The sequence below is a fragment of the Sandaracinaceae bacterium genome (assembly GCA_016706685.1).
In the GTDB taxonomy this organism is placed as follows: domain Bacteria; phylum Myxococcota_A; class Polyangia; order Polyangiales; family Houyiibacteriaceae; genus JADJJE01.
Genome location: JADJJE010000014.1, coordinates 105,838 through 130,129 on the forward strand (window position 1 = coordinate 105,838; position 24,292 = coordinate 130,129).

Annotated in this window: 16 protein-coding genes; 6 read left to right on the forward strand and 10 right to left on the reverse strand. The window is 70.0% G+C overall.

The genetic code is table 11. The annotated features are described in order from the left end of the window. Positions 1 to 19 precede the first annotated feature (19 nt). Complete coding sequence (locus tag IPI43_18120; protein ID MBK7776017.1) at positions 20 to 1,624, reverse strand: alkaline phosphatase D family protein; 1,605 nt, start codon at positions 1,622 to 1,624, stop codon at positions 20 to 22. 52 nt (positions 1,625 to 1,676) lie between these two features. Between IPI43_18120 and IPI43_18125 the strand changes: the two genes are divergently transcribed. Genes IPI43_18125 through IPI43_18135 form a run of 3 tightly spaced genes read left to right on the forward strand, consistent with a single transcriptional unit; the run spans position 1,677 to position 5,898 of the window. Continuing rightward, complete coding sequence (locus tag IPI43_18125) at positions 1,677 to 2,594, forward strand: hypothetical protein (protein ID MBK7776018.1); 918 nt, start codon at positions 1,677 to 1,679, stop codon at positions 2,592 to 2,594. A gap of 30 nt (positions 2,595 to 2,624) precedes the next feature. Continuing rightward, entirely contained in the window at positions 2,625 to 3,938 is a 1,314-nt protein-coding gene (locus IPI43_18130) for a caspase family protein (protein MBK7776019.1), read from the forward strand. A 10-nt stretch (positions 3,939 to 3,948) separates the two neighbouring features. Beyond that, complete coding sequence (locus IPI43_18135) at positions 3,949 to 5,898, forward strand: hypothetical protein (GenBank protein MBK7776020.1); 1,950 nt, start codon at positions 3,949 to 3,951, stop codon at positions 5,896 to 5,898. Between the two features lie 18 nt (positions 5,899 to 5,916). On the opposite strand, the gene IPI43_18140 is transcribed toward IPI43_18135, so the two are convergent. The 5 genes from IPI43_18140 to IPI43_18160 all read right to left on the reverse strand — a co-directional run bounded on the left by IPI43_18140 (position 5,917) and on the right by IPI43_18160 (position 14,661). Then, the gene (locus IPI43_18140; protein ID MBK7776021.1) at positions 5,917 to 6,840 is read right to left on the reverse strand and encodes an alpha/beta hydrolase; all 924 of its coding nucleotides are present in this window, start codon (positions 6,838 to 6,840) and stop codon (positions 5,917 to 5,919) included. Positions 6,841 to 6,848: 8 nt separating this feature from the next. After that, the gene (locus IPI43_18145) at positions 6,849 to 8,327 is read right to left on the reverse strand and encodes a glutamate synthase subunit beta (GenBank protein MBK7776022.1); all 1,479 of its coding nucleotides are present in this window, start codon (positions 8,325 to 8,327) and stop codon (positions 6,849 to 6,851) included. Then, complete coding sequence (gene gltB, locus IPI43_18150) at positions 8,327 to 12,931, reverse strand: glutamate synthase large subunit (protein MBK7776023.1); 4,605 nt, start codon at positions 12,929 to 12,931, stop codon at positions 8,327 to 8,329. Before gltB ends, IPI43_18145 begins: the two co-directional genes overlap by 1 nt. A gap of 15 nt (positions 12,932 to 12,946) precedes the next feature. Beyond that, positions 12,947 to 13,495, reverse strand: coding sequence for an Lrp/AsnC family transcriptional regulator (locus IPI43_18155; protein ID MBK7776024.1), 549 nt, complete (start codon positions 13,493 to 13,495; stop codon positions 12,947 to 12,949). Between the two features lie 353 nt (positions 13,496 to 13,848). Further along, positions 13,849 to 14,661, reverse strand: coding sequence for a Spy/CpxP family protein refolding chaperone (locus IPI43_18160; protein MBK7776025.1), 813 nt, complete (start codon positions 14,659 to 14,661; stop codon positions 13,849 to 13,851). Between the two features lie 130 nt (positions 14,662 to 14,791). Between IPI43_18160 and IPI43_18165 the strand changes: the two genes are divergently transcribed. Together IPI43_18165 and IPI43_18170 are read left to right on the forward strand one after the other, a co-directional pair. Beyond that, positions 14,792 to 16,078 carry a HAMP domain-containing histidine kinase gene (locus tag IPI43_18165; protein MBK7776026.1) on the forward strand — a complete coding sequence of 429 codons (1,287 nt, stop codon included), beginning with the start codon at positions 14,792 to 14,794 and terminating at the stop codon, positions 16,076 to 16,078. 107 nt (positions 16,079 to 16,185) lie between these two features. After that, entirely contained in the window at positions 16,186 to 16,746 is a 561-nt protein-coding gene (locus tag IPI43_18170; GenBank protein ID MBK7776027.1) for a response regulator, read from the forward strand. 44 nt (positions 16,747 to 16,790) lie between these two features. On the opposite strand, the gene IPI43_18175 is transcribed toward IPI43_18170, so the two are convergent. Together IPI43_18175 and IPI43_18180 are read right to left on the reverse strand one after the other, a co-directional pair. Next, on the reverse strand, positions 16,791 to 17,762 hold the full coding sequence (locus tag IPI43_18175; protein ID MBK7776028.1) for a hypothetical protein: 972 nt from the start codon (positions 17,760 to 17,762) through the stop codon (positions 16,791 to 16,793). 162 nt (positions 17,763 to 17,924) lie between these two features. Next, the gene (locus tag IPI43_18180; GenBank protein ID MBK7776029.1) at positions 17,925 to 21,029 is read right to left on the reverse strand and encodes a penicillin acylase family protein; all 3,105 of its coding nucleotides are present in this window, start codon (positions 21,027 to 21,029) and stop codon (positions 17,925 to 17,927) included. A 55-nt stretch (positions 21,030 to 21,084) separates the two neighbouring features. Here IPI43_18180 and IPI43_18185 point away from each other — a divergent pair, with 55 nt between their 5' ends. Beyond that, positions 21,085 to 22,458 carry an alkaline phosphatase family protein gene (locus tag IPI43_18185; GenBank protein MBK7776030.1) on the forward strand — a complete coding sequence of 458 codons (1,374 nt, stop codon included), beginning with the start codon at positions 21,085 to 21,087 and terminating at the stop codon, positions 22,456 to 22,458. Between the two features lie 11 nt (positions 22,459 to 22,469). On the opposite strand, the gene IPI43_18190 is transcribed toward IPI43_18185, so the two are convergent. Next, positions 22,470 to 23,189 (reverse strand): hypothetical protein, encoded by a 720-nt coding sequence (locus IPI43_18190; protein MBK7776031.1) that lies wholly within the window; start codon positions 23,187 to 23,189, stop codon positions 22,470 to 22,472. 22 nt (positions 23,190 to 23,211) lie between these two features. Continuing rightward, a complete protein-coding gene (locus IPI43_18195; GenBank protein MBK7776032.1) occupies positions 23,212 to 23,577 on the reverse strand; it encodes a hypothetical protein in 366 nt (121 codons plus the stop codon). Positions 23,578 to 24,292 lie beyond the last annotated feature (715 nt).

Below are 24,292 nucleotides of genomic sequence, written 5' to 3' on the forward strand. Positions count from 1 at the left end.
GGCTGAGGGACCGGCCCGCTCAGCCCGCGCGCTCGGGCCCGACCCGCACCGGCAGCGGCGCCTCGCGCAGCGCGATCACCGGCGCGCCGTGCTCAACGTCCACGCCCGCCGCGAACGTCAGCTCGCCCTCGTCCTCGAGCACGCCGTCCAGGATGTACCAGTCGGCCGACACGCGCTCGCGCGTGAACGAAAGCGTGAAGAAGCCGCGGTGCGACAGGTTGGCCCACGCCACGTGCGGGTGCGTCTCGGGCAGACTGCGCGCCAGCGCCGAGCCAATCGTCGGAGGCAGCGGGAAGGTGGACGTCACGCCCGGCGCCACGAACTCCACGGCCAGCGAGTCGCGAGCCACGTCGAAGCTCGCGTCGAACGGCGTGCGCGCCAGCTGGTTCGCCCACGCGGAGTGGATGTCTCCCGTCAGCACCACGGTGCGCCCCGCTGCATGCGCTTCGATGGCCTGGAACAACCGCTCGCGCGCGTGCGCGTAGCCGTCCCATTGGTCGTTGTTCTCCACCGGCAGGTCCAGCTGCCCCACCATCACCTGCTGGCCCAGCACCACCCAGCGCGCCGCGCTCTCGCTGAGCTGGGTCTCGAGCCAGGCCTCCTGCGTGGCGCCCAGCAGGCTGCGCTCGGGCGTGTCCGTGCTCAGGTCGTCAATCTGCGCGTCGCGTCCCTCGAGGCGCGTGTCCAGCATGACCACGTCCAGCAGCTCGCCGTAGCGCAGCGTCCGGTAGAGCGGACCGCTCTCGGGCGCACGCACCGGCATCCACTCGTAGTAGGCCTGCTGCGCTCCGCTCTTGCGCGTGGCCCACGGGCCATCCGTGCTCTCGTCGTGGCTGGGCGCGCCCGTGGCGTGCGCGTTGTTGACGCTCTCGTGGTCGTCCCACACCGCGATCAGCGGGTTCTGCCGGAGCAGCTCCTGCAGCGACGCTTCGCGCCGGTACTGCGCGTGGCGCGTCCGGTAGTCGCTCAGCGTGAGCAGCTCGTTCGCGGGCTCCACCGCGCGTGGCATCTCCACGCTGCTCGCGCTCTCGTAGAGGAAGTCGCCCAGGTGCAGCACGCCGTCCAGGTCGTCGCGCCCAGCCAGGTGGTCATAGGCATGGAACCAGCCGCGCGCGAGGTTGCTGCACGACACCACGCCGAAGCACAGGCGCGCGGCGTCTCCCACGGGTGCCAGCCGCGTGCGGCCCACCAGCGAGCTGCGCCCGCCCGACTGGAAGCGGTAGTAGTAGGTGCGGCCCCAGATCAGCGCGCTCACGTCCAGCTGCACGCAGTAGTCGCGCTCCGCCATGGCCATCACCGTGCCCGCGGCCACTCGCCGCCGGAGCTCGGGGTCCAGCGCCACCTCGTAGTACACCGGCACCGCAGCCGGCGCGTCGCTCGGGGTGAGCCGCGTCCAGAGGCGCACGCTGTCGGCGCTGGGGTCGCCGCTGGCCACGCCGTGCGTGAACAAGCTGGCGGGCGCGCTGCCCATGCTGGCCGGGCTATCTTCATAGCTGGGCAGGTCGCGCGGCAGCGGCGGCAGGCCACCGTCGTCGCAGCCCGAGAGCCCGGTGCTCAGCCCCGTGGTCAGTGCCGCGCCTGCAACAGCGGCGGTGGTGCGCAAGAACGTGCGGCGTGAGGCCATGGCGCAGCATAGCGCAGGACCCCTCTTGCACGGGCTGCTATGGTGCCCGGCCATGCGACCCCTTCTCCTGCTCCCTCCACTCGCACTCGGGCTCTCGGCCTGCGCCACCCTGCCTGACGCTCCGCGCGAGCGCGGCCTCTACGTGGACGTGCGCAAGGCGGTCGAGTTCGAAGAAGAGGTGGACTGGACCTCCGACCGCCTCGAGGTGGAGGAGGTGCTCCCCAACGTGATGGGGAGCGTGTGCCGCACGTCGCCCGAGACGCGCCGCAACCTGATCGACTGGCTGGACGTGCAGATCACTGCCGAGGGTGGGCCTGCGGAGGAGCTCTACGAGCGCGAGGGACGCGACCGCACGGGCGACGTGAAGCGCGTACAGACGCTCGAACGCACGCGCGCCCTCTTGCTGCGCGCGCACGAGCTGGCCGACGCCGAGTGCCCGTTCTGGCTCGAAGAGGAGCCCGACTTCCGCGGCCTGCAGAGCGACGAGGGGCGTGTGGTGGTGCTGCTCGAGAGCATGGGCGGCGCGGCCCTCACGCTGACCGACGGGCAGACCGCTTTCGGCGGCGGCGGCGTGGGGCGCTTGCTGCTGGCCGGCGGCGTCTCGCGGCGGCTGACGCTGGGCGTGGGCTTCGGTGTGGGCGCCGATGGCGACCTGCCCGAGACCGAGACGGGAGGGCGCGCCTTCGAGGCCGTGGTCGCTTTCCAGGTGCCGCTCCTGCTGCGCGTGAACTTCATCAGTCGCATCTTCGACGCCGAGATCGACATCACCAGCCGCATGCGCGACGGCGTGCTCCAGACGCCCGGCATCCGCTTCGCGTTCGCCTACGGCTTGTCCGCGCCGCGCACCGCGGGGCTCATGCCCTACATCCTGGCGTGGGTGGGCTACGAGGTGATCCCCGGCCGCGGCGCAGACCCCACCTCGCACATCCTCTGGTTGGGCAGCAAGGTGGGCTTCAACTGGGATCCGTGATCCCGCAGTGAGTGGTGGCATGATGCCGCCATGCTGCGAGTACGCCCGTGGGTCCTGATCGCGCTGTGGGCGCTGGTGTCCGCCGTCGCCGCGTGCGACCGCGCGCCCGCCGCCGTGCCGCCGCCGCCTCCCGGCGCAGCGCTGCCGCCACCGCCCGTGGCGCAGGTGCCGCCCGTGGCGCAGGTGCCGACACCCGTGGTGCCTTCCACGCCGCCGGCTTGGGTGGCCCCGCCCGCTGCGCCTGGCCCCGCCGCCCCCAGTGTCCCGCTCACGCACGCGCCGCTGCTCGACGCGGGCACCCGCGTGGTCATCGCGGGCTTGCTCGAGTTCAGTGACCCGGGCCTCTCGGGCTTCTCCAACGCCGACCGGCGTGACGTGGAGCTGGGCCATGTGCTGGTGGAGCGCGGCGTGCCGGCCACTCAGATCACCACGTTGCTGGACCAGCAGGCCACGCGCGCTGCCATCTTGGCCGCGCTCAGTGCGGCGGCTGACGCTACCCCACCGGGAGGCACGCTGGTCTTCTACTACGCCGGGCACGGCATCCGCACCGAGTCCGGGCAGATCGCCTACGTGGCCTATGACACGCACTCGGAGTACCCCGACCGTCCAGGCGTCTCCGTGGACGACCTGTACGCGGTGCTCGCGCCGCGGATGGCCGGCAAGCGCGTGGTGTTCTTCGGCGACTGCTGTCACTCCGGCGGCCTGGGCGCCCTCGCAGGCCGGCTCGCCACCACGGGCGCCACCGCGCTGAGCGTGACCTCGGCCGACGCCAGCAACCTGTCCACGGGCAACTGGACCTACAGCCAGATCCTCCTCGAGGGCCTGCGCGGCGATCCTGCACTCGATGCCAATGGAGACGCGCGCGTCGCCATCGGGGAGCTCGAGGGCGGCGTGCGGGTGGCCATGCGCTACCTCGAAGGGCAGCGCAGCGGCGCCTTCCTGGGCGGCGTGGACCGGGACGCGCTGACGGTGGCACAGCGCGTGGGGCCGCCGCGCGCGGGCATCGAGGCCGGGCAGTTCATGCACGACAGCCGCGGCAATGTGGTGCGCGTGAACCGCGTGGATGGCCCCACCGCCAGCGTTCGCCGCTACTTTTATGCGCTCTCGCGCGACTCCGAGGTGCCGCTCGCGCGCCTCGCGCCCATCGTCACCCGTGGTTACGCGGTGGGCACCGAGCTCATGGTGGAGTGGGGTGGGCGCGTCTGGCCAGCGCGCGTCACCGCGGCGGACGGTGACTTCGCGTTCATCACCTACCCCGGTTGGCCCAACTACTGGGACGAGTGGATCCTCTCGGACAGGGTGCGCAGCGTCACGGCAGTTGCGGAGAACCCACCAATAAGGTGATTCTCCGTACGTGACCGTTCTCCTCCCCCCTCGTCGCTCGCCCGCTCCTCTTTCCCATCGCCTCCTGCTCTGCGTCCTGGTGCTCGCGCTCGCCGGCCTCGCCGCGTCGTGCGGTGACTCGGTCCGGCGCATCGCCGACTACCAGAACCTGCCTGGCGGAAACCCGCTCGTGCCGGAGGTGGCGGCGCTGCCCTATCCCTCCGACTTCTATCTGGTGGAGGACGCGAGCACGCCCACCGGCCGACGCCTCCAGCTGCCCGACGAAGTCATGCCGCGCAGCGTGGACGCCACACTCTTCCAGCAGGACGGCTACACCATCATCCCGGCCATCCTGGCCTATCTGCCCGGCGGCACCGACGTCGCGTCGCTGCCCAGCCCCACCGACCACGCCGCCACCATCGCCGACGACTCGTCCGTCATGCTGGTGCGCGAGGGCACGTGGGAGCGCGTGGGCATCCTGGCCGAGCTCGACCAGACCACCACGGACACGGCGCGGCAGGCCATCATCATCCGCCCGCTGCAGGCGCTCGAGTACGAGACCGGCTACGTGGTCATCCTGCGCAACTCGCTGCGCCGCCTGGACGGCACGCCGCACGAGCCGAGCGAGGTCTACGCCGCGCTGCGCGACGACGCGCGCACGGGCATCGACGAGGTCGACCGCCAGCGCGACGACTTCCAGCTGGTGCGCGCGGCCATCAGCGGCACGGGCCTCGATGAAGACGAGGTGGTGCTGGCCTGGTCCTTCCACACGCGCTCCGAGGAGGCGGTCACCGGCCCGCTGGTGAGCATGCAGCTGGCCGCCAACGTGGCGCCCATCGGCGACTACGCCATCACCACCGACGTCATCGACGGGACCAACCGGCAGATCGAGGGCACCGTGGACGTGCCCAACTACGTGAACCCGGAGAGCGGCCTGGTGGTGTTGGACAGCGAGGGGGAGGCCACGCAGTTCGGCGTGCGCGAGGTGCCCTTCGTGCTGACCATCCCCGACACCATCGACGAGGCGCGCCCCGTGCTGATCTACGGCCACGGCTTCCTGGGCACGCGCGCCCAGACCACGCGCGGCTCGTTCAACGACATGTGCTCGGACTATCGCCTGAGCGCTGCGGGCATGGAGTTCGGCTTCCACGAGAACATCGTGCCCATCATCTCGCGTGCGTTCGGCGGCGACTGGGAGGCCATGAACGAAGTGGTGGCCGAGGTGCAGCAGTCGTTCGTGAACTCCACCTTCCTGGCGCGCTTGATCCGCGAGCGCCTGGCAGACGAGCTCGAGGCCACGCCCATGGTGGGTGAGCCCCACCCCGTGCTGGACGCCGAGAACGTGCACTACCTGGGCATCTCCAACGGCGGCACCTTCGGCTACGTGATGGCGGCCACCAGCCCGCAGCTCGAGCGCTCGGTCATGGTGGTGGGCGGGGGCGGCCTCATCCACTTTCTCCAGCGCGCCACGCAGTGGAACATGTTCGGACCACTGCTGCGTCTGGTCATCCGCGACCCCATCGACCAACAGCTGGCGTTCTCCATGATCCAGCAGGCGCTCGACCCGGTGGACTCCATGAACTACGTCCGCCACCTGGTCACCGACCGGTATCCGGGGATGCGGCCCATGCGCGCGCAGATGCACATGGCCATCAACGACAGCCAGGTGAACAACCTGGTGACCGAGTGGGCCATGCGCTCCGCGCAAATCCCCGTCGTGGTCCCGAGCCCCAAGGACATCTGGGGGCTGCCCACCGTCGACGCCAGCCTGCCTGCGGGCGCCCCGGCCAACGTGCCCGCGGTGATGCACGTCTACGACGAGCACGTGACGCCGTCGCCCGTCACCAACATCCCGCCGGCCGAGGACAACGGCACGCACGGCACCGTGCGCGACCTCGCGTCCTATCAGGTGCAGGTGGGCCGCTTCCTCACGGAGAACATCTTCGTGCACGCGTGCGACGGCGCCTGCGACCCCAACTGAGGGCGATGTGGCGGCGCGTTAGGAGCCGTCCGCCAGGAACGAGCCCGCGCGCGTGATGGCGCGGTTGGCCTCGGGCAGCAGCGGGGCCAGCAAGCCGAAGCCGTGCCACATGCCCGCCCACTCGTGCACGTCGCAGGGGGTCCCCGCGGCGGCGCAGCGCTCACGCAGCGTGCTCACGTCGTCGCGGAACAGCTCGTGCTCACCGCTGTCCACGTACAGGGCGGGCAGCCCATGCAGGTCGGCGAAGAGTGGCGACATGTGCGGCTGCCGTGGGTCACTCGCCCCCGCGTAGTGCTGCGCGAACACGGCGTGCAGCCACTCGCGCCGCTGCGGGTGCCGCCCCGTGAAGCCGTCGTCGATGCGGAGGTCGCGGTACGACGCCCCCGACAGGCTCACGTCCAGCCACGGCGAGTGCAGGTACACGCGGCTTGGCAGCGCCACACCCTCGTCTCGGGCGCGCACGCACAGCGAGAGGCACAGGTTGGCGCCGGCCGACTCGCCTGCGAGCGCTACGCCCTGGGCGCCGCCGCGCTCCGTGATCAGCGCCTCCCAGAAGGCGTGCACGTCATCGTGCGCCGCGGGCCAGGGCGCCTCGGTGGACAGCCGATAACGCGGCATCAGCAGCGACTCGAAGCGCCCGGCCAACATGAGCCGCGCCGCGAACCCGCAGTGCGTCTCGGGTGAGCCGGTCGCGAAGCCGCCGCCGTGCACGTACACCAGCGTGTGTCCTGGGCGCCGATCGGCCCGCAGGTTCTGCACCGTGAGCACGGGCGCGCCCGCTGCATGGGCTCCGCTCCGCCGTGCACCCTGCGGCAGCCGCGCCGTCAGCGTCATGGCCCGCTCCACCAGCCCCAGCTGCCCGGGGTGGTGGAGCCTGCGCAGCAGCGGCCGCTGCGCGCGCAGTCCGAGCCGAATCAGGTGTGCCGCAGGGCTCTGGCGCACACGCGCTCTCAGTCGGGCATGGGGAGCGAGCTCTCGCCCATGAGGTAGGCGTCCACAGCGTGGGCCACGCCGCGGCCTTCGGCGATACCCCACACGATGAGGCTCTGCCCGCGACGGCAGTCGCCCGCGGCGAAGACACCGTCCACGCTGGTGGCGAACTTGCCGTAGTCGGCCTTGTAGTTGCTGCGCGGATCCAGCTCGAGGTCCAGCGGCTTCACGGCGGCGTGCTCGGGCCCGATGAAGCCCATGGCGAGGAACACCAGATCGCCCTCGAACACGCGCTCGCTGCCGGCCACTTCGTTCATGCGCCAGCCGCCCTTGCTGTCCTTGGTCCACTCCACGCGCACGGTCTCGATGCCCGCCACGTTGCCCTTGCCGTCGTCGATGAAGCGCTTGCTCAGCACCTGGAACTCGCGCGGGTCGGCGCCGAACTTGGCGCTGGCCTCGGCGTGGCCGTAGTCCACGCGGAAGATGCGCGGCCACTCGGGCCAGGGGTTGTCGGACCCGCGCGTGGCCGGGGGCTGCGGCAGCAGCTCGAAGTTCACCATCTGCGTGCAGCCGTGCCGGATGGACGTGCCGATGCAGTCGGTGCCGGTGTCACCACCGCCCACCACGATGACCTTCTTGCCCGCCGCAGAGATGTAGTTCCCGTCCGCCAGCTGGCTGTCCAGCAGGCTCTTGGTGTTGGGCCGCAGGAAGTCCATGGCCAGGTGGATGCCCTTGAGCTCACGCCCCGGGATCGGCAGGTCGCGCGCCTTGGTGGCGCCGGTGGCGAAGATCAGCGCGTCGCAGCCCTCGCGGATGGCCTCGATGGAGAACGCCGGGTCCACACCCACGTGCGCATTGCACACGAAGCGCACGCCCTCGGCGCGCAGCTGATCGAGGCGCCGCTCCACCAGCTCCTTCTCGAGCTTCATGTTCGGGATGCCGTACATCAGCAGGCCGCCCGCGCGATCATCGCGCTCGTACACGGTGACCTCGTGGCCCACGCGCGCCAGCTGCTGGGCGGCGGTGAGACCCGCGGGGCCCGACCCGATGATGGCCACCTTCTTGCCGGTCTGCGACGCGGCCGGCTCCGGCTTGATGAGGCCCTCGGCGAAGCCGCGGTCCACGATGGCGCACTCGATGTTCTTGATGGTGACGGCCGGCTCGTTCACGCCGAGACAGCACGCCCCCTCGCACGGCGCCGGACACACGCGCCCCGTGAACTCGGGAAAGTTGTTGGTCTTGTGCAGGCGGTCGAGGGCCTCGGCCCAGCGCCCCTGGTAGACCAGGTCGTTCCACTCGGGGATCAGGTTGTCCACGGGGCAGCCCGTGGCCGACTGACAGAAGGGCACGCCGCAGTCCATGCAGCGCGCGCCCTGCTTGGTGAGGTGCGAGACGGGCACGTCCACCTGGAACTCGCGCCAGTGTGTGATGCGCTCGAGCGCGTCCGTGTACCCAATCGCCTCGCGCGGGTACTCCATGAAACCAGTGGGCTTACCCATCAGGCGACCTCTTTCTGCATGGCGAGGGCGGCGTCCGCGGCCGCTTGGTCTGCGCGCTCCTGGAGCACGCGCTTGTATTCGAGGGGCATCACCCGCACCAGCTGCTTCTCGGCGGCCTTCCAGTCGTCCAGCAGCCGCCGCGCCACCTCGGAGCCCGTCATCTCGAAGTGCTCCTCGACTAGCGCGTGCACGCTCTCACTCGCGCGTGCGTCGCCCAACTCGGCCAATGTGGAGAGCTCGATCATCTCCATGTTGCAGCGCGACGCGAACTGGCCGTCGAGGTCCAGCACGTAGCCCACGCCGCCGCTCATGCCCGCCGCGAAGTTGCGGCCCGTCACGCCCAGCACCACCACCACGCCGCCCGTCATGTACTCGAGGCCGTGGTCACCCAGGCCCTCCACCACGGCGGTGGCGCCCGAGTTGCGCACGCAGAAGCGCTCGGCCGCGCGCCCGCGGAAGAACGCCTTCCCGGAGATGGCGCCATAGAGACACACGTTGCCGACCAGGATGTTGTCCTCGGCCACGAAGGTGCTCTGCTCGGGCGGGTAGACCACGATCTTGCCGCCGCTCAGGCCCTTGCCCACGTAGTCGTTGGCGTCGCCCTCGAGCTCCAGCGAGACGCCGCGCGCGAGCCACGCGCCGAAGCTCTGCCCCGCCGAGCCGGTGAAGCGCAGCTGGATGGTGTCGTCCGGCAAGAGGTCCTCGCCGTACTTCTTCGCGATCTCGTGGCTGAGCATGGTGCCCACGGTGCGGTTGATGTTGCGGATGGGCATCTCGGCGCGCACCCGCGTGCCGCTCTGCAGCGCCGGCCGCGCGATCTCGATGAGCCGGTTGTCGAGCGCCTTCTCGAGGCCGTGATCCTGCTTCATCGTGCAGAACACACCCACGTTGGGGCGCAGCTTGCGCGCTGGCGTGAGGATGGGCGTGAGGTCGAGGCCCTGCGCCTTCCAGTGTGAGAGCGCGTCGCTCACGTCGAGCACGTCGGCGCGGCCCACCATCTCGTCCATGTTGCGGAAGCCCAGCTTGGCCATGAGCTCGCGCGCCTCCTCGGCCACCATGAACAGGTAGTTCACGACGTGCTCCGGCTGGCCCGCGAACTTCTTGCGAAGCTCGGGGTCCTGTGTGGCCACGCCCACCGGGCAGGTGTTGAGGTGGCACTTGCGCATCATGATGCAGCCGAGAGTCACGAGCGGCGCCGTGCTGAAGCCCATCTCCTCGGCGCCCAGCAGCGCGGCGATGACCACGTCGCGCCCGGTCTTGAGCTGCCCGTCGGCCTGCACGATGACGCGGCTGCGCAGGTCGTTCAGCACCAGCGTCTGGTGCGTCTCGGCCAGGCCCAGCTCCCACGGCAGGCCCGCGTGCTTCACCGACGTGATGGGGCTCGCGCCCGTGCCGCCATCGTGACCGCTGACCAGGATGTGGTCCGCGTGCGCCTTGCTCACGCCCGCCGCGATGGTGCCCACGCCCACCTTGCTCACCAGCTTCACGCTGATGCGCGCGCTGGGGTTGGCGTTCTTCAGGTCGTGGATGAGCTGCGCCAGATCCTCGATGGAGTAGATGTCATGGTGCGGCGGCGGGCTGATGAGCCCCACGCCGGGCGTGCTGTGCCGCACGGCCGCGATCTCTTCGTTCACCTTGCGGCCGGGCAGTTCACCGCCCTCGCCGGGCTTCGCGCCCTGCGCCATCTTGATCTGGAGCTCGTCCGCGTTGGTGAGGTAGTTGATGGTGACGCCAAAGCGCCCCGACGCGATCTGCTTGATGGCCGACCGCTTGGGGTTGAGCGAGCCGTCCGGCAGACGCTTGTAGCGGAGGGGATCCTCCCCGCCCTCGCCCGTGTTGGACTTGCCGCCCAGCTGGTTCATGGCCACCGCCAGCGTGCTGTGCGCCTCCATGGAGATGGAGCCGAAGCTCATGGCGCCGGTCACGAAGCGCTTCACGATCTCGCTCGCGGGCTGCACGTCCTCGAGCGGGATGCCGGTGGTCTCCTTGAACTTGAAGAGGCCCCGCAGCGTGCAGCGCGTCTCCGAGTCGTCGTTGGCGTGCTTGCTGAACTCCCAGTAGGCGTCACGGTCGTTGCCGCGGGCCGCCTTCTGCAGCGTGGCGATGGCCTTCGGGTCCCACATGTGGCGCTCGCCGGTGGCGCGCCAGTGGAACTGGCCGTCGTTCGGCAGCACGGGCAGCCGCGCGGCCTCGGGCAGGGTAGGGTAACCCACCTCGTGGCGGCGGACCTGCTCCTCGGCCAGCACGTCGAAGCCCACACCCTCGATGCGGCTCGCGGTGCCCGCGAAGCACAGGTCGATGACGGCGTGGTTGATGCCCACGGCCTCGAAGATCTGCGCGCCCTTGTAGGACTGCAGCGTGGAGATGCCCATCTTGGCGAAGACCTTGAGCATCGCCTTGCCCGCGGCCTTGCGGTAGATCTCCACCGCCTTGTCGGGCGCGTAGTCCGCCTTGAGCACGCCCTCCTGGTGCAGGAAGGCGAGCGCCTCGAACGCCAGGTAGGGGTTGATGGCGTCCGCGCCGTAGCCCACCAGCGTGCAGAAGTGATGCACCTCGCGCGCCTCGCCCGTCTCGAGCACCAGGCCCACGCGCGTGCGCTTGGCCTTGCGGAGCAGGTGGTGGTGCACCGAGCCGCACGCCAAGAGCGCGCTCACGGGGACGCGCTTCTTCGACGTGCGCCGGTCGCTCAGGATGATGAGCTCGTAGCCCTCGTCCACGGCGGCTTCGGCCTCGGCTTGCAGGCGACGGATGGTCTCGCTCAAGCCGGCGGCGCCACGGCTGCGCGGCCAGGTGATGTCCAGCGTCTTGCTGTCCCAGCTGCAGGCGCTCTTGCCGTCCAGCGACTTCAGCCGCAGCAGCTGGTCGTTGTTGAGGATGGGGTTCTCCACCCGCAGCCGGGCCGCGTGCTTCGCCGTGGTCTCGAGCAGGTTGCGCTCGGGCCCGATGAAGCACTCGAGGGCCATGACGACCTCTTCGCGGATCGAGTCGATCGGCGGGTTGGTCACCTGCGCGAAGAGCTGCTTGAAGTAGTCGTACAGCATGCGCGGCTTGTCGCTCAAGCACGCGAGCGCGCTGTCGTTGCCCATGGACCCCACGGGGTCGCGCTTCTCCTCCACCATCGGCTTCAGCATGAACTGCAGCGTCTCGGTGGTGTACCCAAAGGCCTGCATGCGCGCGAGCACGGTCTCGGGGTCGTACGCGTGCGCGGCCATGTCCTCGGGGTCGGCCGGGGGCAGCGTCTCGAGAGAGATGACGTGCTCCGCCAGCCACTCACCGTAGGGGCGCGCGCCGGCCACCTTCTCCTTGATCTCCTCGTCGGGGATCATGCGCCCCTGCTCGAAGTCGATGAGGAACATGCGCCCGGGCTGCAGGCGCCCCTTCATCTTCACGTTGGCCGGGTCCACGTCGATGACGCCGACCTCGGAGGCCATGATGCACTTGTCGTCGTGCGTGATGTAGAAGCGGCTCGGGCGCAGGCCGTTGCGGTCCAGCGTGGCGCCGATGACCTTGCCGTCGGTGAAGGCGATGGACGCGGGGCCGTCCCAGGGCTCCATCAGCGTGGAGTGGTACTCGTAGAAGGCGCGCTTCGCGGGGCTCATGGCCGTGTGCATCTGCCACGCCTCGGGCACCATCATCATCACGCACTCGGGCAGCGAGCGGCCGCCCATGTAGAGGAACTCGAGCACGTTGTCGAAGTTGCCCGTGTCGCTGGTGTCGGGTTCGGCCACGGGGAACACCTTGGTGATGTCCGCGCCGAACGCGTCGCTCTGCACCACGCCCTGGCGGCTGCTCATGTTGTTCACGTTGCCGCGCAGCGTGTTGATCTCGCCGTTGTGGCTCATCATGCGCATGGGCTGCGCGCGGTCCCACGAGGGGAACGTGTTGGTCGAGAAGCGCGAGTGCGCCATCGCCAGGTGCGACTTGTACTCCCAGTCCGCGAGGTCCGGGTAGAAGGGCACCACCTGCGAAGGCGTGAGCATGCCCTTGTAGATCATCAGGCGCGTGGACAGCGAGCACACGTAGAAGAGCCCGGCCTGCGTGAGCTTCGCGTCCTTGCGCAGCGCGTTGCCCACCGACTTGCGGATGATGAACAGCTGACGGTTGAAGTCGTCCTCGCTGATGCCCTCGGCGCGGCCCACGAAGAGCTGCTCGATGTGCGGCAGCGACGCCACCGCGGTGGGCCCGATGTCGGCGCCCTTCGGATCCACGGGCACCTCGCGCCACCCGAGGAAGCGCTGGCCCTGGTGCTCCACCTGGCGCTCCACGTAGCGCTTGGCGTGCCGGCGCTCGGCGGCGTCGGTCGGCAGGAACACGTTGCCCGCCGCGAACTCGCCATCGGGCGGGAGCGTGAGCCCAGCATCCCGCAGCGCCACCTTGCGCAGGAACTCGATGGGCAGCGCAGTCAGCAGCCCAGCGCCGTCACCCGTGTTCGTCTCGCAGCCGCACGCGCCGCGATGATCCATCGCGCGGAGCAGCTGGTCGGCGTCGAGCACGATCTGATGCGAGCGACGCCCCTGGATGTCGGCCACGAAGCCAACTCCACAGGAGTCCTGCTCATACTGGGGGTCGTAGAGACCCTGCTTTTTGGGTGCGCAGTAGGGCATTGGGGTTTCCTGGGTTCAAGACGCCGAGCGGCGTCGGCGTTTGCGGGGGGTGTCGTCCAGCGGGGCGACCTCGTCGTCGTCGAACGAGACCTGGACGCGCTCGGTGTGGCTCGAGAGCACCACCATGGTGTGGGTGCCCTCCACGCCTTCCAGCGAGCGCACGCGGCTGATGAGCCGCTCGAGGCTGTTGGTGTTCTTGACCTTCACCTTCAGCAGGAGGGTGTGACCCCCCGTGACGTGGTGGCACTCCATGATCTGGGGCATGGCCTCCACCCAGTCCTCGATGTCCGAGAGGCGAGCGGGATCATAGACGCTCACGCCGATGAAGGCGGCGATGTCGAGGCCCATCGCGCGGGCGTCCACGCAGGCGTGATAACCCGTTATGATTCCAGCGCTTTCCAGCTTCCGGACGCGCTCCATCACCGCGGGTGCGGTGAGGCCCACTTGCTCCCCCACCGACTTCAGCGAGATCTTGGCGTCGGCCTGCAGTGCAGCGACCACCTGACGATCGATGACATCGAGTGGGTAGGGGTCTTCGCCAAATTTTGTTCGGTCGTAGGCCACGGAGGCCTAACGCATAGTGGGTATGGCGCGGTGTGTCAATTGGATCTGGCCCTGTTTGTGGGGCCGGAATGTCGAAGTTACACAGCTGATATTTCCGCGGTCCCGGAAAGCTCTTAGGGGTATTGACCTATGACACCGCGTGCAGCATAGTTCTCCTCGGCGCTGGAGACGGCGCCAACGGGCCCTGGGTAAAATGCAGTCCCTCCCCTCCTTGCACGCCCGGGGCCCGACCTAACTCCACCACGCTAGACGTGGGCACCAAAGCGAAACGCCGCAGCCCCTCGAGAGCTGCGGCGTTTCGGTTTGTTTCAGGCTGACCGAGGTCAGTCTCGTCTCCCATCGGCTGACCTAGGTCAGCCCCGGTGGCTAGCGACCCGCCGGGCGGCCTCCTGGACCACGCTGCCCATCGGCCGGCCCGTGGTGGCCACCTGGCGACCGTGCCCACGGCCCCCTTGGCGTCCGCGGTGGTTGGCCCGCTCGGCCTCCAGCTGCGTCATCTGCTCGGCGGTGAGGATCTGGCGGAGCTCGCTGTCCACCTGCTCACGCTGGGCGCGGGCCGCCGTGCGGCGCGCCTCGGGCGTTGTGTTGGCACCGGCATCGCGGGCTGCGTGCCGCCGGCTGGCGGCCTGCTCGAAGACGCGCTGCACGCGGGTGGTCTGGCTCTCGTTCAGCCCCAGGGTCTCGCGCAGGTGGGTGACGCGCCGGGCCACGTGTTCGGTGCGCGCTTGGGCTCGCAGCGCCTCGGCCTGCTGGCGCTGCGCCGGGGTCAGCACCGCGTCCACGCGGCGGCGCGTCTCTTCATGAAGGGCCCGCATCTGGGCACGGTTCGCCTCGCGGTCGCCGCTGCCGCGCAGCTGCTCGGCCCGAGCGCGCGTCTCCTCACGGATGGTGCGGAGCTGCGCTTGCTGGGCGTCGGTCAGGTTCAGCTGACGCATCACGTCGCCGTGCTGGCCGCCGCCCTGTCGGCCGTGGTGCCCGCCGCCACGACGGCCCTCGCCCCGGCCGCGGGGGCCACGCTCGCCGCGCGGTCCGTCGGCATGCTCACCCGCAACGCCGGCGTCGGGGTTGTTGCGGGGCGGCTGGGCCGACAGGCCCGCTGGCACCGCGAGGGCCAGCAAGAGGGAGGCACCGGAGAGCTTGCGGAAGAGTCGGGTGGAGAGGGTCATGATCAGTCCTGTTCGTTCTTGGTCCGAGTGGTTCGGGGTCGTTTGGGCAGCGCCTTGCTGCTGTGTGGGAAGACGCCCGACTCCTTGCGCTCACCTTAACGCCCTCCAACTTTCTGCTATCCCCTCTCCGATGCCCACGGCCCCCATGGACAGCGGACACAACGTGGCCTTCTTGTGGCTGCTGCGGACCCGCTGGGCCGCCACGGCGGCGTTCGCAGTGGCGGTGGTCGTCGCGCAGGAGGTCCTGCAGCTGCGGCTCCAGCTCACGCCGCTCTTCGTGCTCTGGTCGCTGGCGCTCGCCACGAACGCGGCCGCGGCGTGGGTGCCCCGAGAGAAGCAGGCCGTCGCAGGAGCGTGGTTGCTGGGCTTCGACATGAGCGTGCTGACGCTGATCCTGGGGATCGCCGGCGGCCCCAGCAACCCGTTCAGCGCGCTCTATCTCGTGTACGTGACGCTCGCGGCCATGACCCTCAGCGGGCGGGTGACGGCTGCGCTCACCGTGTTCGCCATTGTCGCCTATGGCGCGCTCTTCATGGTGCCACCCGAGCTGCTCGACCCGCACGCCGGACACTACGGGCACACCGCGCACATGGGGCAACAAGACGGCACATCGGCTTACGACGCACACCTCTACGGAATGTTCCTCGCGCTCGCGGTCACGGCGGCGCTGCTGGCGGGGTTCGTCACCCGCCTGGCCAGCGCCCTGCGCCGCCGCGAGCAGGAGCTGAGCGTCGCGCGCGCGGAGGTGTCTCGCGCCGAGCGGCTCACGGCGCTGACCACGCTCTCCGCGGGCGCGGCGCACGAGCTCGGGACGCCACTCGGGACCATCGCGCTGGTGGCCAAGGAGATCGAGCGGCGCGCAAGCGGTGACGACCTGCTCGCGTCCATTCGTGAAGACGCCGCGCTCGTGCGGGCGGAGGTCGCGCGCTGCCGCGGCATCCTGGACCGCATGGCGGGGCGCACGGGGGAGCCCGTGGGGGAGGCACGTGAGACCATCACGATCGCCGACTTGGTGGCTGCCGCTCTCGAGCGCCTGCACGCGGCCGACGCCCAGCGCGTGACGCTCACAGCGGGGGGCGACGAGGTGGTGCGCGTGCCGCCGCGCGCGCTCACGCAGGTGCTGGAGAACCTTGTGCGCAATGGCCTCGACGCTGCCTCCGAGAGCCGCGTGCGGGTCGCGGCGGAGCGCGGCGACGACGGCATCGTGAGCGTGCACGTGGCCGACGACGGCCCCGGCATGAGCAGCGACGACCTGGCGCGCGCGGGCGAGCCGTTCTTCACCACCAAGGACGTGGGCCACGGCATGGGCCTCGGGCTCTACCTCTCGCGCGCCGTGGTCGAGCAGCTGGGCGGCACCTTCGAGCTGCGCTCCACGACCGGTGTGGGCACCGAGGTGAGCTTCGTGATCCCCGCCTGAGCGGGTGTGCCCGACCATGCGCCATTAGAGGCTGCGACAATTTGACGCCTTGCCCACCCGTTCATGAGGGGTATTGCTTTCACCGAGCCTCGGATGGAGATCCCCGCATGAGCACCGACGAGCCCCACGTCGCACGCACGCTGTTGGTGGTGGACGACGACCACGTCTTCCGCGGGCGCCTGGCGCGGGCGTTCACCGAGCGTGGCTACGACGTGCGTCAGGCGCGAGACGCCGAGGAGGCGCGGCAGCTGGCGGAGCAGGAGACGCCCGAGTTCGCCGTCGTGGACTTGCGCATGCCGGGCAGCAGCGGGCTCGAGGTGGTGGCCTGCCTGCACACACTCGACCCGACCACGCGGGTGGTGGTGCTCACGGGCTACGGCAGCATCGCGACGGCGGTGGAGGCCGTGAAGCTCGGCGCCACGCACTACCTCACGAAGCCGGCCGACGCCGACGAGGTGGAGCTGGCGTTCGCTCGCGGGCAGGCCTCGGGCGACGCGACGCTCCCCATCCGCGAGGAGGATGCCCCCAGCCTCGCGCGCGTGGAGTGGGAGCACATCCAGCGGGTCCTCACGGACGCCGGGGGCAACATCAGCGTGGCGGCGAAGCGCTTGGGGCTCCACCGCCGCTCATTGCAGCGGAAGCTCTCGAAGTACCCCGTCTCGCGCTGACCCGGCGTCTACGGCCAGGCCCGTGCAGCGAGACGGGCGAACCCTCAGGCGTCCTTCTTGGACACGCGCTTCGGCTTGGCGTCCGTGGCCACCGAGCGAATGGCGGTGGGCGTCAGCGTGGCGCTGATGAAGGCCGAGACGTCGATCAGGTCGCGCGGCTTGAGGCCCGCGGCGATCAGGCGCTCCTGGCAGCGCACCGCGGCGCGCATGAACTGCTCGTACGTGGCGCCGTTGGGGCTGCTGTCGTAGTTGAGCTCGAGCTCGAGCACCAGGGCCTGCTTCTTGAAGTAGGTGGGCTTCACGAAGACGTGCTCGGTGGGCAGCGCGGCGGCCGCGAGCCACGTGGCGGCCGGCCAGGAGGCGCCGCCGTCGATGCGCATGGCGAGCACGTACTCGTCGAAGCGACGCGCCAGCGGGCCGTCGCCGTACAGCAGCTCGTACAGGGCGCGCGCGAAGTTCTCGTGGGCGCTCTCGGGCATGGTGCGGAAGCGCGTGATCTCGGCGCGCTGCGTGGTGCCCGCGGTGCCCTCGAGGCAAGCGGCGGCGCTGTCGAGCACGGCCGTGTAGTTGCCCTCTTCCATGAGCTCGCCGAGGGTGTCCTGGCTGAGCACGTCCATGGCGCGCGTGATGGCCGCGTCCTTGAGGCGGTCGTCGCCCACGCCGCGCTCGGCCACGAGGTAGTCCGGGTCCTGGAAGCCGCCGGGGTACTGCGCCTTGAAGAGCGCCACTTGCTGCGGGAACTCGATCTCGGGGCGCTTGAGGGCGGCCTTGGTCTTGGTGGACGTGGACGGACGGTTGCGACGCGCGGCGCGATCAATGCGGTGCGCCTCATCCGGGGCGCACGGCAGGACGCTCATCTTCTCGTAGTACTCTTGATGGATGGCGCGCTCGGTGCCGTCCTCGAAGAGGAAGATGCGGCGGTCGCTGAGCTCCTCGAGGAGCACGGCGCGGCCCCACTGCTGGCGCTTGCCGTGTTGGAAGATACGCGGAGGGATGGCGGGCGTCGGTTCGGTCATTGCGTGGTGATGGGCCGTGGTGAGGAAGGCGCGCCAATCGAATTGGCTCCGCGGTCGCGGAAGCGCGCGCGTTCTTGCAGGAAACCTACAGCCGGCGCGGGGTGTACCACGTGCAGGGGGCCGGCGCACGCCGACGGGGCCCTGCGCGCGTGCAGGAGGGGCTCAGCGGGGGGCGAAGACCTCCCGGCCGGTCGCGCCGGCCAGGACATCGGCCAGCTCGAAGCGGGCCGGGAGCACCTCGTTGGCCAGCCAGAGGCGCGCCTGGTCGTCGAAGTGGTCGGAAGCCGCGATGCCGGACTGCCCCCCCGGGACGATGTTCACGCCCGTGACGTTGCCCGGCTCCATGTGGAACACCATGCGCATGACCGGTCCGTTCCCGAACGTGTAGGGCGACCCCGTGGTGAGCGGTGGGTGGGCCGCATCCACCGAGTAGAGGTCGCTGTGCCGCGGGAACCACGGCAGCGAGGCGCGCGGGTCGGCCGCGGGGAGGTCCGGGAAGAGCGGCAGCCGCGCGGTGTTGATGTCACGCCCCAGCAGGGCGACCTCCGGGATGTCCCCCGCGAACTGCGTCACCAGCGACTGGAAGCGCACCTGGTGGCGCAGGCCCCAGAGCCACTCGTCCATGTCCGTGGTGTCGAAACCGCCCACGCCGGGCACCTCCGGGTCGGGGGCCGCCCCCAGGCGACCCAGCGCCCCGGCCAGCGCGCTCAGGAGCATCTCGTCGCTGCGCTCCACCACACCCACGGTGGTGGCGTCGTCGAAGAAGACCGACTCCTCCGTGGCCGCGTCCCACGACGCCAGGTTGTCGGGGTTGCTGGCACCGCGGCCCTCGAGGAGCCAGACCAGCGCCTTGATGCGCAGGGCGGCGTCCGCCTCGAACACGAAGGCCACGTTCTCGTCGCCGAAGATGGTGTCGTGCATCCCGCGCAGCCACTCGTTCCAGATCATGGTGGCCACGGCCGCCTCGCGCTGCTCCTGCGTCGGCGCTTCGTAGAAAGTCTCGACGCCGCTCTCGGCCTGCGCGCCGCGCATGAGCCAGGTCTCGAGGCGCGTCTCCACCTCGTCGAAGGCGGTGAGGTTCGCCACATAGAGGTCGACCAGGCGCTGCTCGTCGGCGCTCAGCACGGGGTCGTTCATGTTCAGCTGCTGCGCCCGCTGGATGGCCGCGAGGGCGAGCGGCGCGAGGTGACGGCCCACCGGGGAGTGGTGGTCGGCCTGCAGCGCGCGCATGGCCTCGAGGCTGCCCGAGCTCGTGGCCGCCAGCTCCGCGAGGCGGTCGGAGATGGTGGTGGCACGGTAGCCCCCGTCGAAGTCGTACCCCAGGTACCACGCGTCGTTGGTCAGGTCGTCGTCCACGGTCATCCCGCCGATGTCGTTGTTGGCGTTGGCGATGAAGCCGGCTGCCGGCGAGATGGCCATGGGCCACTCCTCGAAGGGCACCAGGCAGTGCTCCGGGTCGGCCTCGTCGGGCAGGCCTTCGTCGTTGAGCGGGATGGTGAAGGCGCCGAAGCGGTTGCCGTCCAGCAGCGAGCGGGGGTCGCCGCCCGCGGCCCACGTACGGTCGGCGTTGCGCAGGTTGTCGCGGCAGGGCAGCGCGTTGTAGCTGCCGTACCAGACGTCGCCGTGGATGTCCGCGGCGCCCAGGTTCTGTCCGAAGCCCACGAAGCGGCGGCTGGCTTCCCGCATCTCGGCCACGTTCTCCGCGCGCCCGAGCCCGTCGGCGGCTTGCACCGTGTTGGCGATGTCGAAGCCCGTGTAGTCGAACGAGATGGCCGTGATCTTCCCGTCCATGTCGGTGTCTTCGGGGATGATGTAGACGCCCTGCACGTTGACCAGCGTCTCGCCCGCGCCCGGCACCGTGTCGGCCTCCACCACGCGCCCCTCGAGCTCCGCCAGCAGGCGACCGTCGAAGGTGGTGTAGCGCGTCCAGGTCTCCGAGCGGCCCACCGAGTCGAAGGCGGGCACGTTCGCGATCTCGTAGACCTCGTCGATGCCCACCAGCGGGCGCCACTCGTCCTCGAAGAGGCTCGCGCTGGGCGCGCCGTTCGCGTCGAGCTGGATCTCCTCGCGGTACCAGTCGGTCAGGTCGCCATAGAGATAGGTGATGCTGTAGGCCACGTTGCCGTTGGTGCCCACGCCCATGTAGGGCACGCCGGCAAAGAAGAGCCCCAGCTGGCGCAGCGCGTCGCGCCGGCCGCCGAAGACCGAGGTGTCGAGGCCGGTGTGGTAGAGCAAGCTCGGCACCGTGAGCGGCAAGTGGCCATCCCCCGCCAGCAGCGCAACCCCGTCGGTGGTGCTCGCAGCCGTCATGGCCCACACGTTGGAGCCGTAGTCCTGGTCGCGACCCCCGTGCACCAGCTCTTCCCAGCGGTTCGCGCGCGCCAGCACGCGGTTCAGCAGCGTCTCGCTCACGTCTGCGCCGCGGCTCGGAGCGATGGAGCGCGGCCCCACGAGCCCCGCCGCGTTGGCCATGGCGCCGGTGGTCAGGCCGAAGCCGGGTGTGGTGGTGGTGTTGCGCAGCGGGCGCACCGGCGTCCAGATGTCTTGCACGATGCCCGCTTGGCGCAGCGCCTCGTTGGGCAGGCCGGAGCCGGTGAAGGCCTCGTCCAGGCGCGCCTCCACGCTGGCCCGCTCCACGTCGAGGCTGTCGTACCCCTGCTGGAACGTCACCGCAGCCAGCCAGCCGATCAGATCCCGGCCCGTGACGTGACGCATCACCGGCTCGGCGCGTGGGATGACCAGGCGCAGCAGCGTGAGCTCCGTGGGCGGCTCGGCTTCCTGCACGGCCACGGCGTCGATGTACGCGTTGATGCCTTCGGCATACGCCTCGAACGTGTCCAGCTGCTCGGGCGTGAGCTGGTCCAGGATGCGCTGCGCCACCACCGCGAGGCCCTGGCCACGCGACAGCTGGTCGCCCGACAGCGCCACGTCACCCACCAACGACGACAGCTCGCCCCAGCCCAAGCGCCGGCCCGCTTCGATGGAGAAGTAGCGGTCGGCGGCAGCCAAGTAGCCCTGCACCACACGCAGGTCGCGCTCGTTGTGGGCGTAGATGTGCGGGATGTTCGCCTCCGTGCGCACCACGTGCACCTCACGGCGCAGCGTGGGCAGCACCATGCGCGTGGTCTCGGGCACCGCCAGCACGGCCGCTTGGTCCTCGGTTTGGCCGCCTCCGCAGCCTGCGCCGAGGCCGGCAGTCACGAAAAGCGTGGAGAAGAGAAAGCGCGACACGAGCCGCTGGGAGCAGCGGAGGGGGGCAGCGAACATCCGGACAGGATCGGCGATGTGTCGTCAAATGGCAATGGGTGCCATATTCCGTGGCGTGCTTCGTCTGCTGATCCTCGGGCTCGACTGCGTGCCCCCCGCGCTGCTCTTCGACCGCTGCCGCGACGTCATGCCGAATGTGTCGGCGCTCATCGAGCGCGGTGTGCACGGGCCGCTGCGCTCGAGTGAGCCGCCCATCACCGTGCCGGCCTGGGCCTGCATGACGTCCGGCCGCGACGCGGGCGAGCTGGGGCTCTACGGGTTTCGCAACCGGGTGCGGGGTGAGTACGGCCTGCGCACGGCGGACAGCCGCGACGTGCGGGTGAAGCGTCTGTGGGATTACCTGGGCGACGCCGGACACCGAGTGGCTCCTCTGTTCGTGCCGCTGACCTATCCGCCGACACCCGTTCGGGGTGTGATGGCCTCCTGCTTCCTCACGCCGGAGGGGGCGCCCTTCACGTTCCCGCCGGGGCTGGGGGCGCAGCTCGAGGAGCGGCACGGCGCCTACCACGCCGACGTGCGTGACTTTCGCACCGACGACCTGGACCGCATCTGGGGCGAGCTGCACGCCATGGCCGAGCAGCACGTGGCCATGGCGCGTGACGTGCTCGCGCGGCAGTCCCCCGAGTTCATGATGATGGTGGAGATGGGGCCCGACCGCTTCCACCACGCGTTCTTCTCGCACTTCGACGCGCGCCACCCGCTGCACCAACCGGGCAGCGCGTATGCGGACGCACCCGAGCGCTACTACGCGTTCTTGGATGCACAGCTGGGCAAGCTGCTGGCCGATGTGCCGCCCGACTGCACCGTCATGATCGTGAGCGACCACGGGGCGAAGTCCATGCTGGGCGGCTTCTGCATCAACGACTGGTTGAGCAGCACGGGCTTCTTGCAGCACGCTGCCGTGAGTGCGCCCACGCCGCTGCGCGAAGCCGGCGTGGTGTGGTCCGGCACGCGCGCCTGGGCCGAGGGCGGCTACTATGCGCGGGTGTTCCTGAACGTGGCCGGCCGCGAGCCCGAGGGGGTCGTTCCGCCCGCCGACTACGAGCGCACGCGCGACGCGATCATCGAGGCGCTCGGGCGCGTGAAGCGCCCCAATGGAAGCGCCTTTCCGGTGCGCGCCGTGAAGCCCAACGAGTCGTACCGGGCCACGCGTGGTGAGGCGCCCGACCTGATGCTCTACCTCGACGACCTGGACCACCGCGCGCTCGGCACCGTGGGCCACCCGAGCCTGTTCCGGCAGAGCAACGATGGCGGGCCCGATGGCTGCAACCACGACTGGGACGGCGTCTTCGTCGCGGCCGGGCCGGGCATCCCCGCTGGCGACCGCGTCGAGGGCGCTAGCCTCTTCGATGTCACCCCCACCGCGCTCGGTCGCTTTGGTCTGCGTGTCGAGGGGCTAGCGGGGCGCGACCTGTTCGCACGGCGCTGACGCGTTCGCGCTCACAGTCCCGCTTCGGACCAGTCCTCCGAGAGCGGCTCGTCGCCGTCGTCGCGGGCGTGCCACCAGGCATCCTCGAGCCCGAGCATCTCCTCGTGCAGCTCTTCGGGCGTGAGCGCGATGGCCACGGGTGAGAACGTTCCGCTCGCCTGTGCCCCGCGCAGGGTGGTCGTCGCCAGGCGTGTCAGCGTCAGGAAGGTCTCGCTCACCCCCTCGTGCTGATCCGCTCGTGCCGGCAGGATGCGCACGGACGGCAGCAGCCCGAGCTCGGCGCCCACCTGGGCAGGCGACAGCGCGTCCGGAAGGTCGAGCTTGTTCACCTGCAACACCAGCCGCTGCTCCACGTCGGGGACGATCTCGCGCAGTGTCGCGAGCATGCGCCCCTGCGCGGCCATGCGGCTCGCGGACGCCTCCGCCACGAAGCAGACGGCGTCGGCAGAGCGCAGCAAGAGGCGACGGCGCGCGCGCAGCGACCACTGGCCTGGCACGCTCACGACGTGGAGCCGCACGGGGCGCCCATCGAGGTAGCCTCCTTCGAGCGCGCGCCAGTCGAAGAACTCGGTCCGCCGGCTCGACGAGCCTGGCGCGGCCAGGGTCCCTCTCCGCGCGCTGAACAAGGTCTCGTGCAGCACGCGGATGTTCGTGGTCTTTCCGGCTCCTGGCACGCCGTCGTAGACGATGCGAAGAGTCAACTCGCCCGAGTCGGGGTCGATGTAGGCCATGGCCAGCTCGCTCGAGCGGGGTTCAGAGCTTCAGGCCATCTTCGATCCCGCGCATGCGGTGCCGAGCGAGGCCCAAGTTGCCGCGGCTCTTGTCGATGGCGACATACAGGAAGAGCGAGGGGTTGCGCGCAAGCGGGCGGATGAGGTGGTACTGCGATTCGAGGGTGATGAGGATGTCCTCGATGGCGCCAGGGATGCCCAGCTCGCGCATGACGCGCATCTTGGACTTCACGACGCCGGTGTTGCCCGAGGCGGCGAGCTCGATGTCGAACCCGCTGTTCCCGCCGATGGTGCCGAGGGTGAGACCAGACTCCCAGTCGACGAGAGCGGCGGCGACTGCGCCGTCGAGGGTCATGATCTCTTCGAGGCTCTTGCTGATGGTGGACATGATGGCTTGATTCCGAGGACGTTTTGGGGGGGATGAAGGACGCGCTGCGGGAGCCAGCGCGTGGGAGACAGGGATGACGGCGGTGTCGGGACCCTCCGTGAGTCGGCGGATCTCCGCGGCCAGCTCCGCGAGCGAGAAGCACAGGTCCGACGCGTAGCTGCGCTCCACGGAGTGGAAGACCACGCGCCCGCCTTCCGCGCGATGCAGGAGGCTCGCCAGCTGCCGGGCGTTGTGCTCGAGCAGCGCACTCCGCATCGCTTGCCGGTCGACGACACCCTCGTCGACGAGCGCCTCCGCGAAGTTTCGCCCTGACGTGCGGCAGCCCTTCCACACCTGCTGGAGCGTGGGGTGTGAAGCGAGTCCGCGCGCTTGCATGACCTCGGACAGGCGTCCCGCCCCGTCATGGGAGACCACCCAGGCGATGGCCCCGCCCGCGAGGAAGATGCGGTCCTGGTGCTCCGGAGTGTGAATCACCACCTCGCCGTGGCCGAGCTGGATCGCGTCCAGCAGCACCCGCTCGAGTGTGCTGGGGAGCTGGAGGTCGTCCAGCCCGCCGGTCAGTCCATCATGGGCGGCTTCGTCACCCTTGGTGGTGTGCTTCTCCGTCAACACGGGACTTGTATAGTACGAATTGTGCACTTGGCAATCTTGTAATCGACCAAAACGACCAAACACGCGGCCAACGCGAGAGGTTGCTCGGGGGTATTGAGGACAT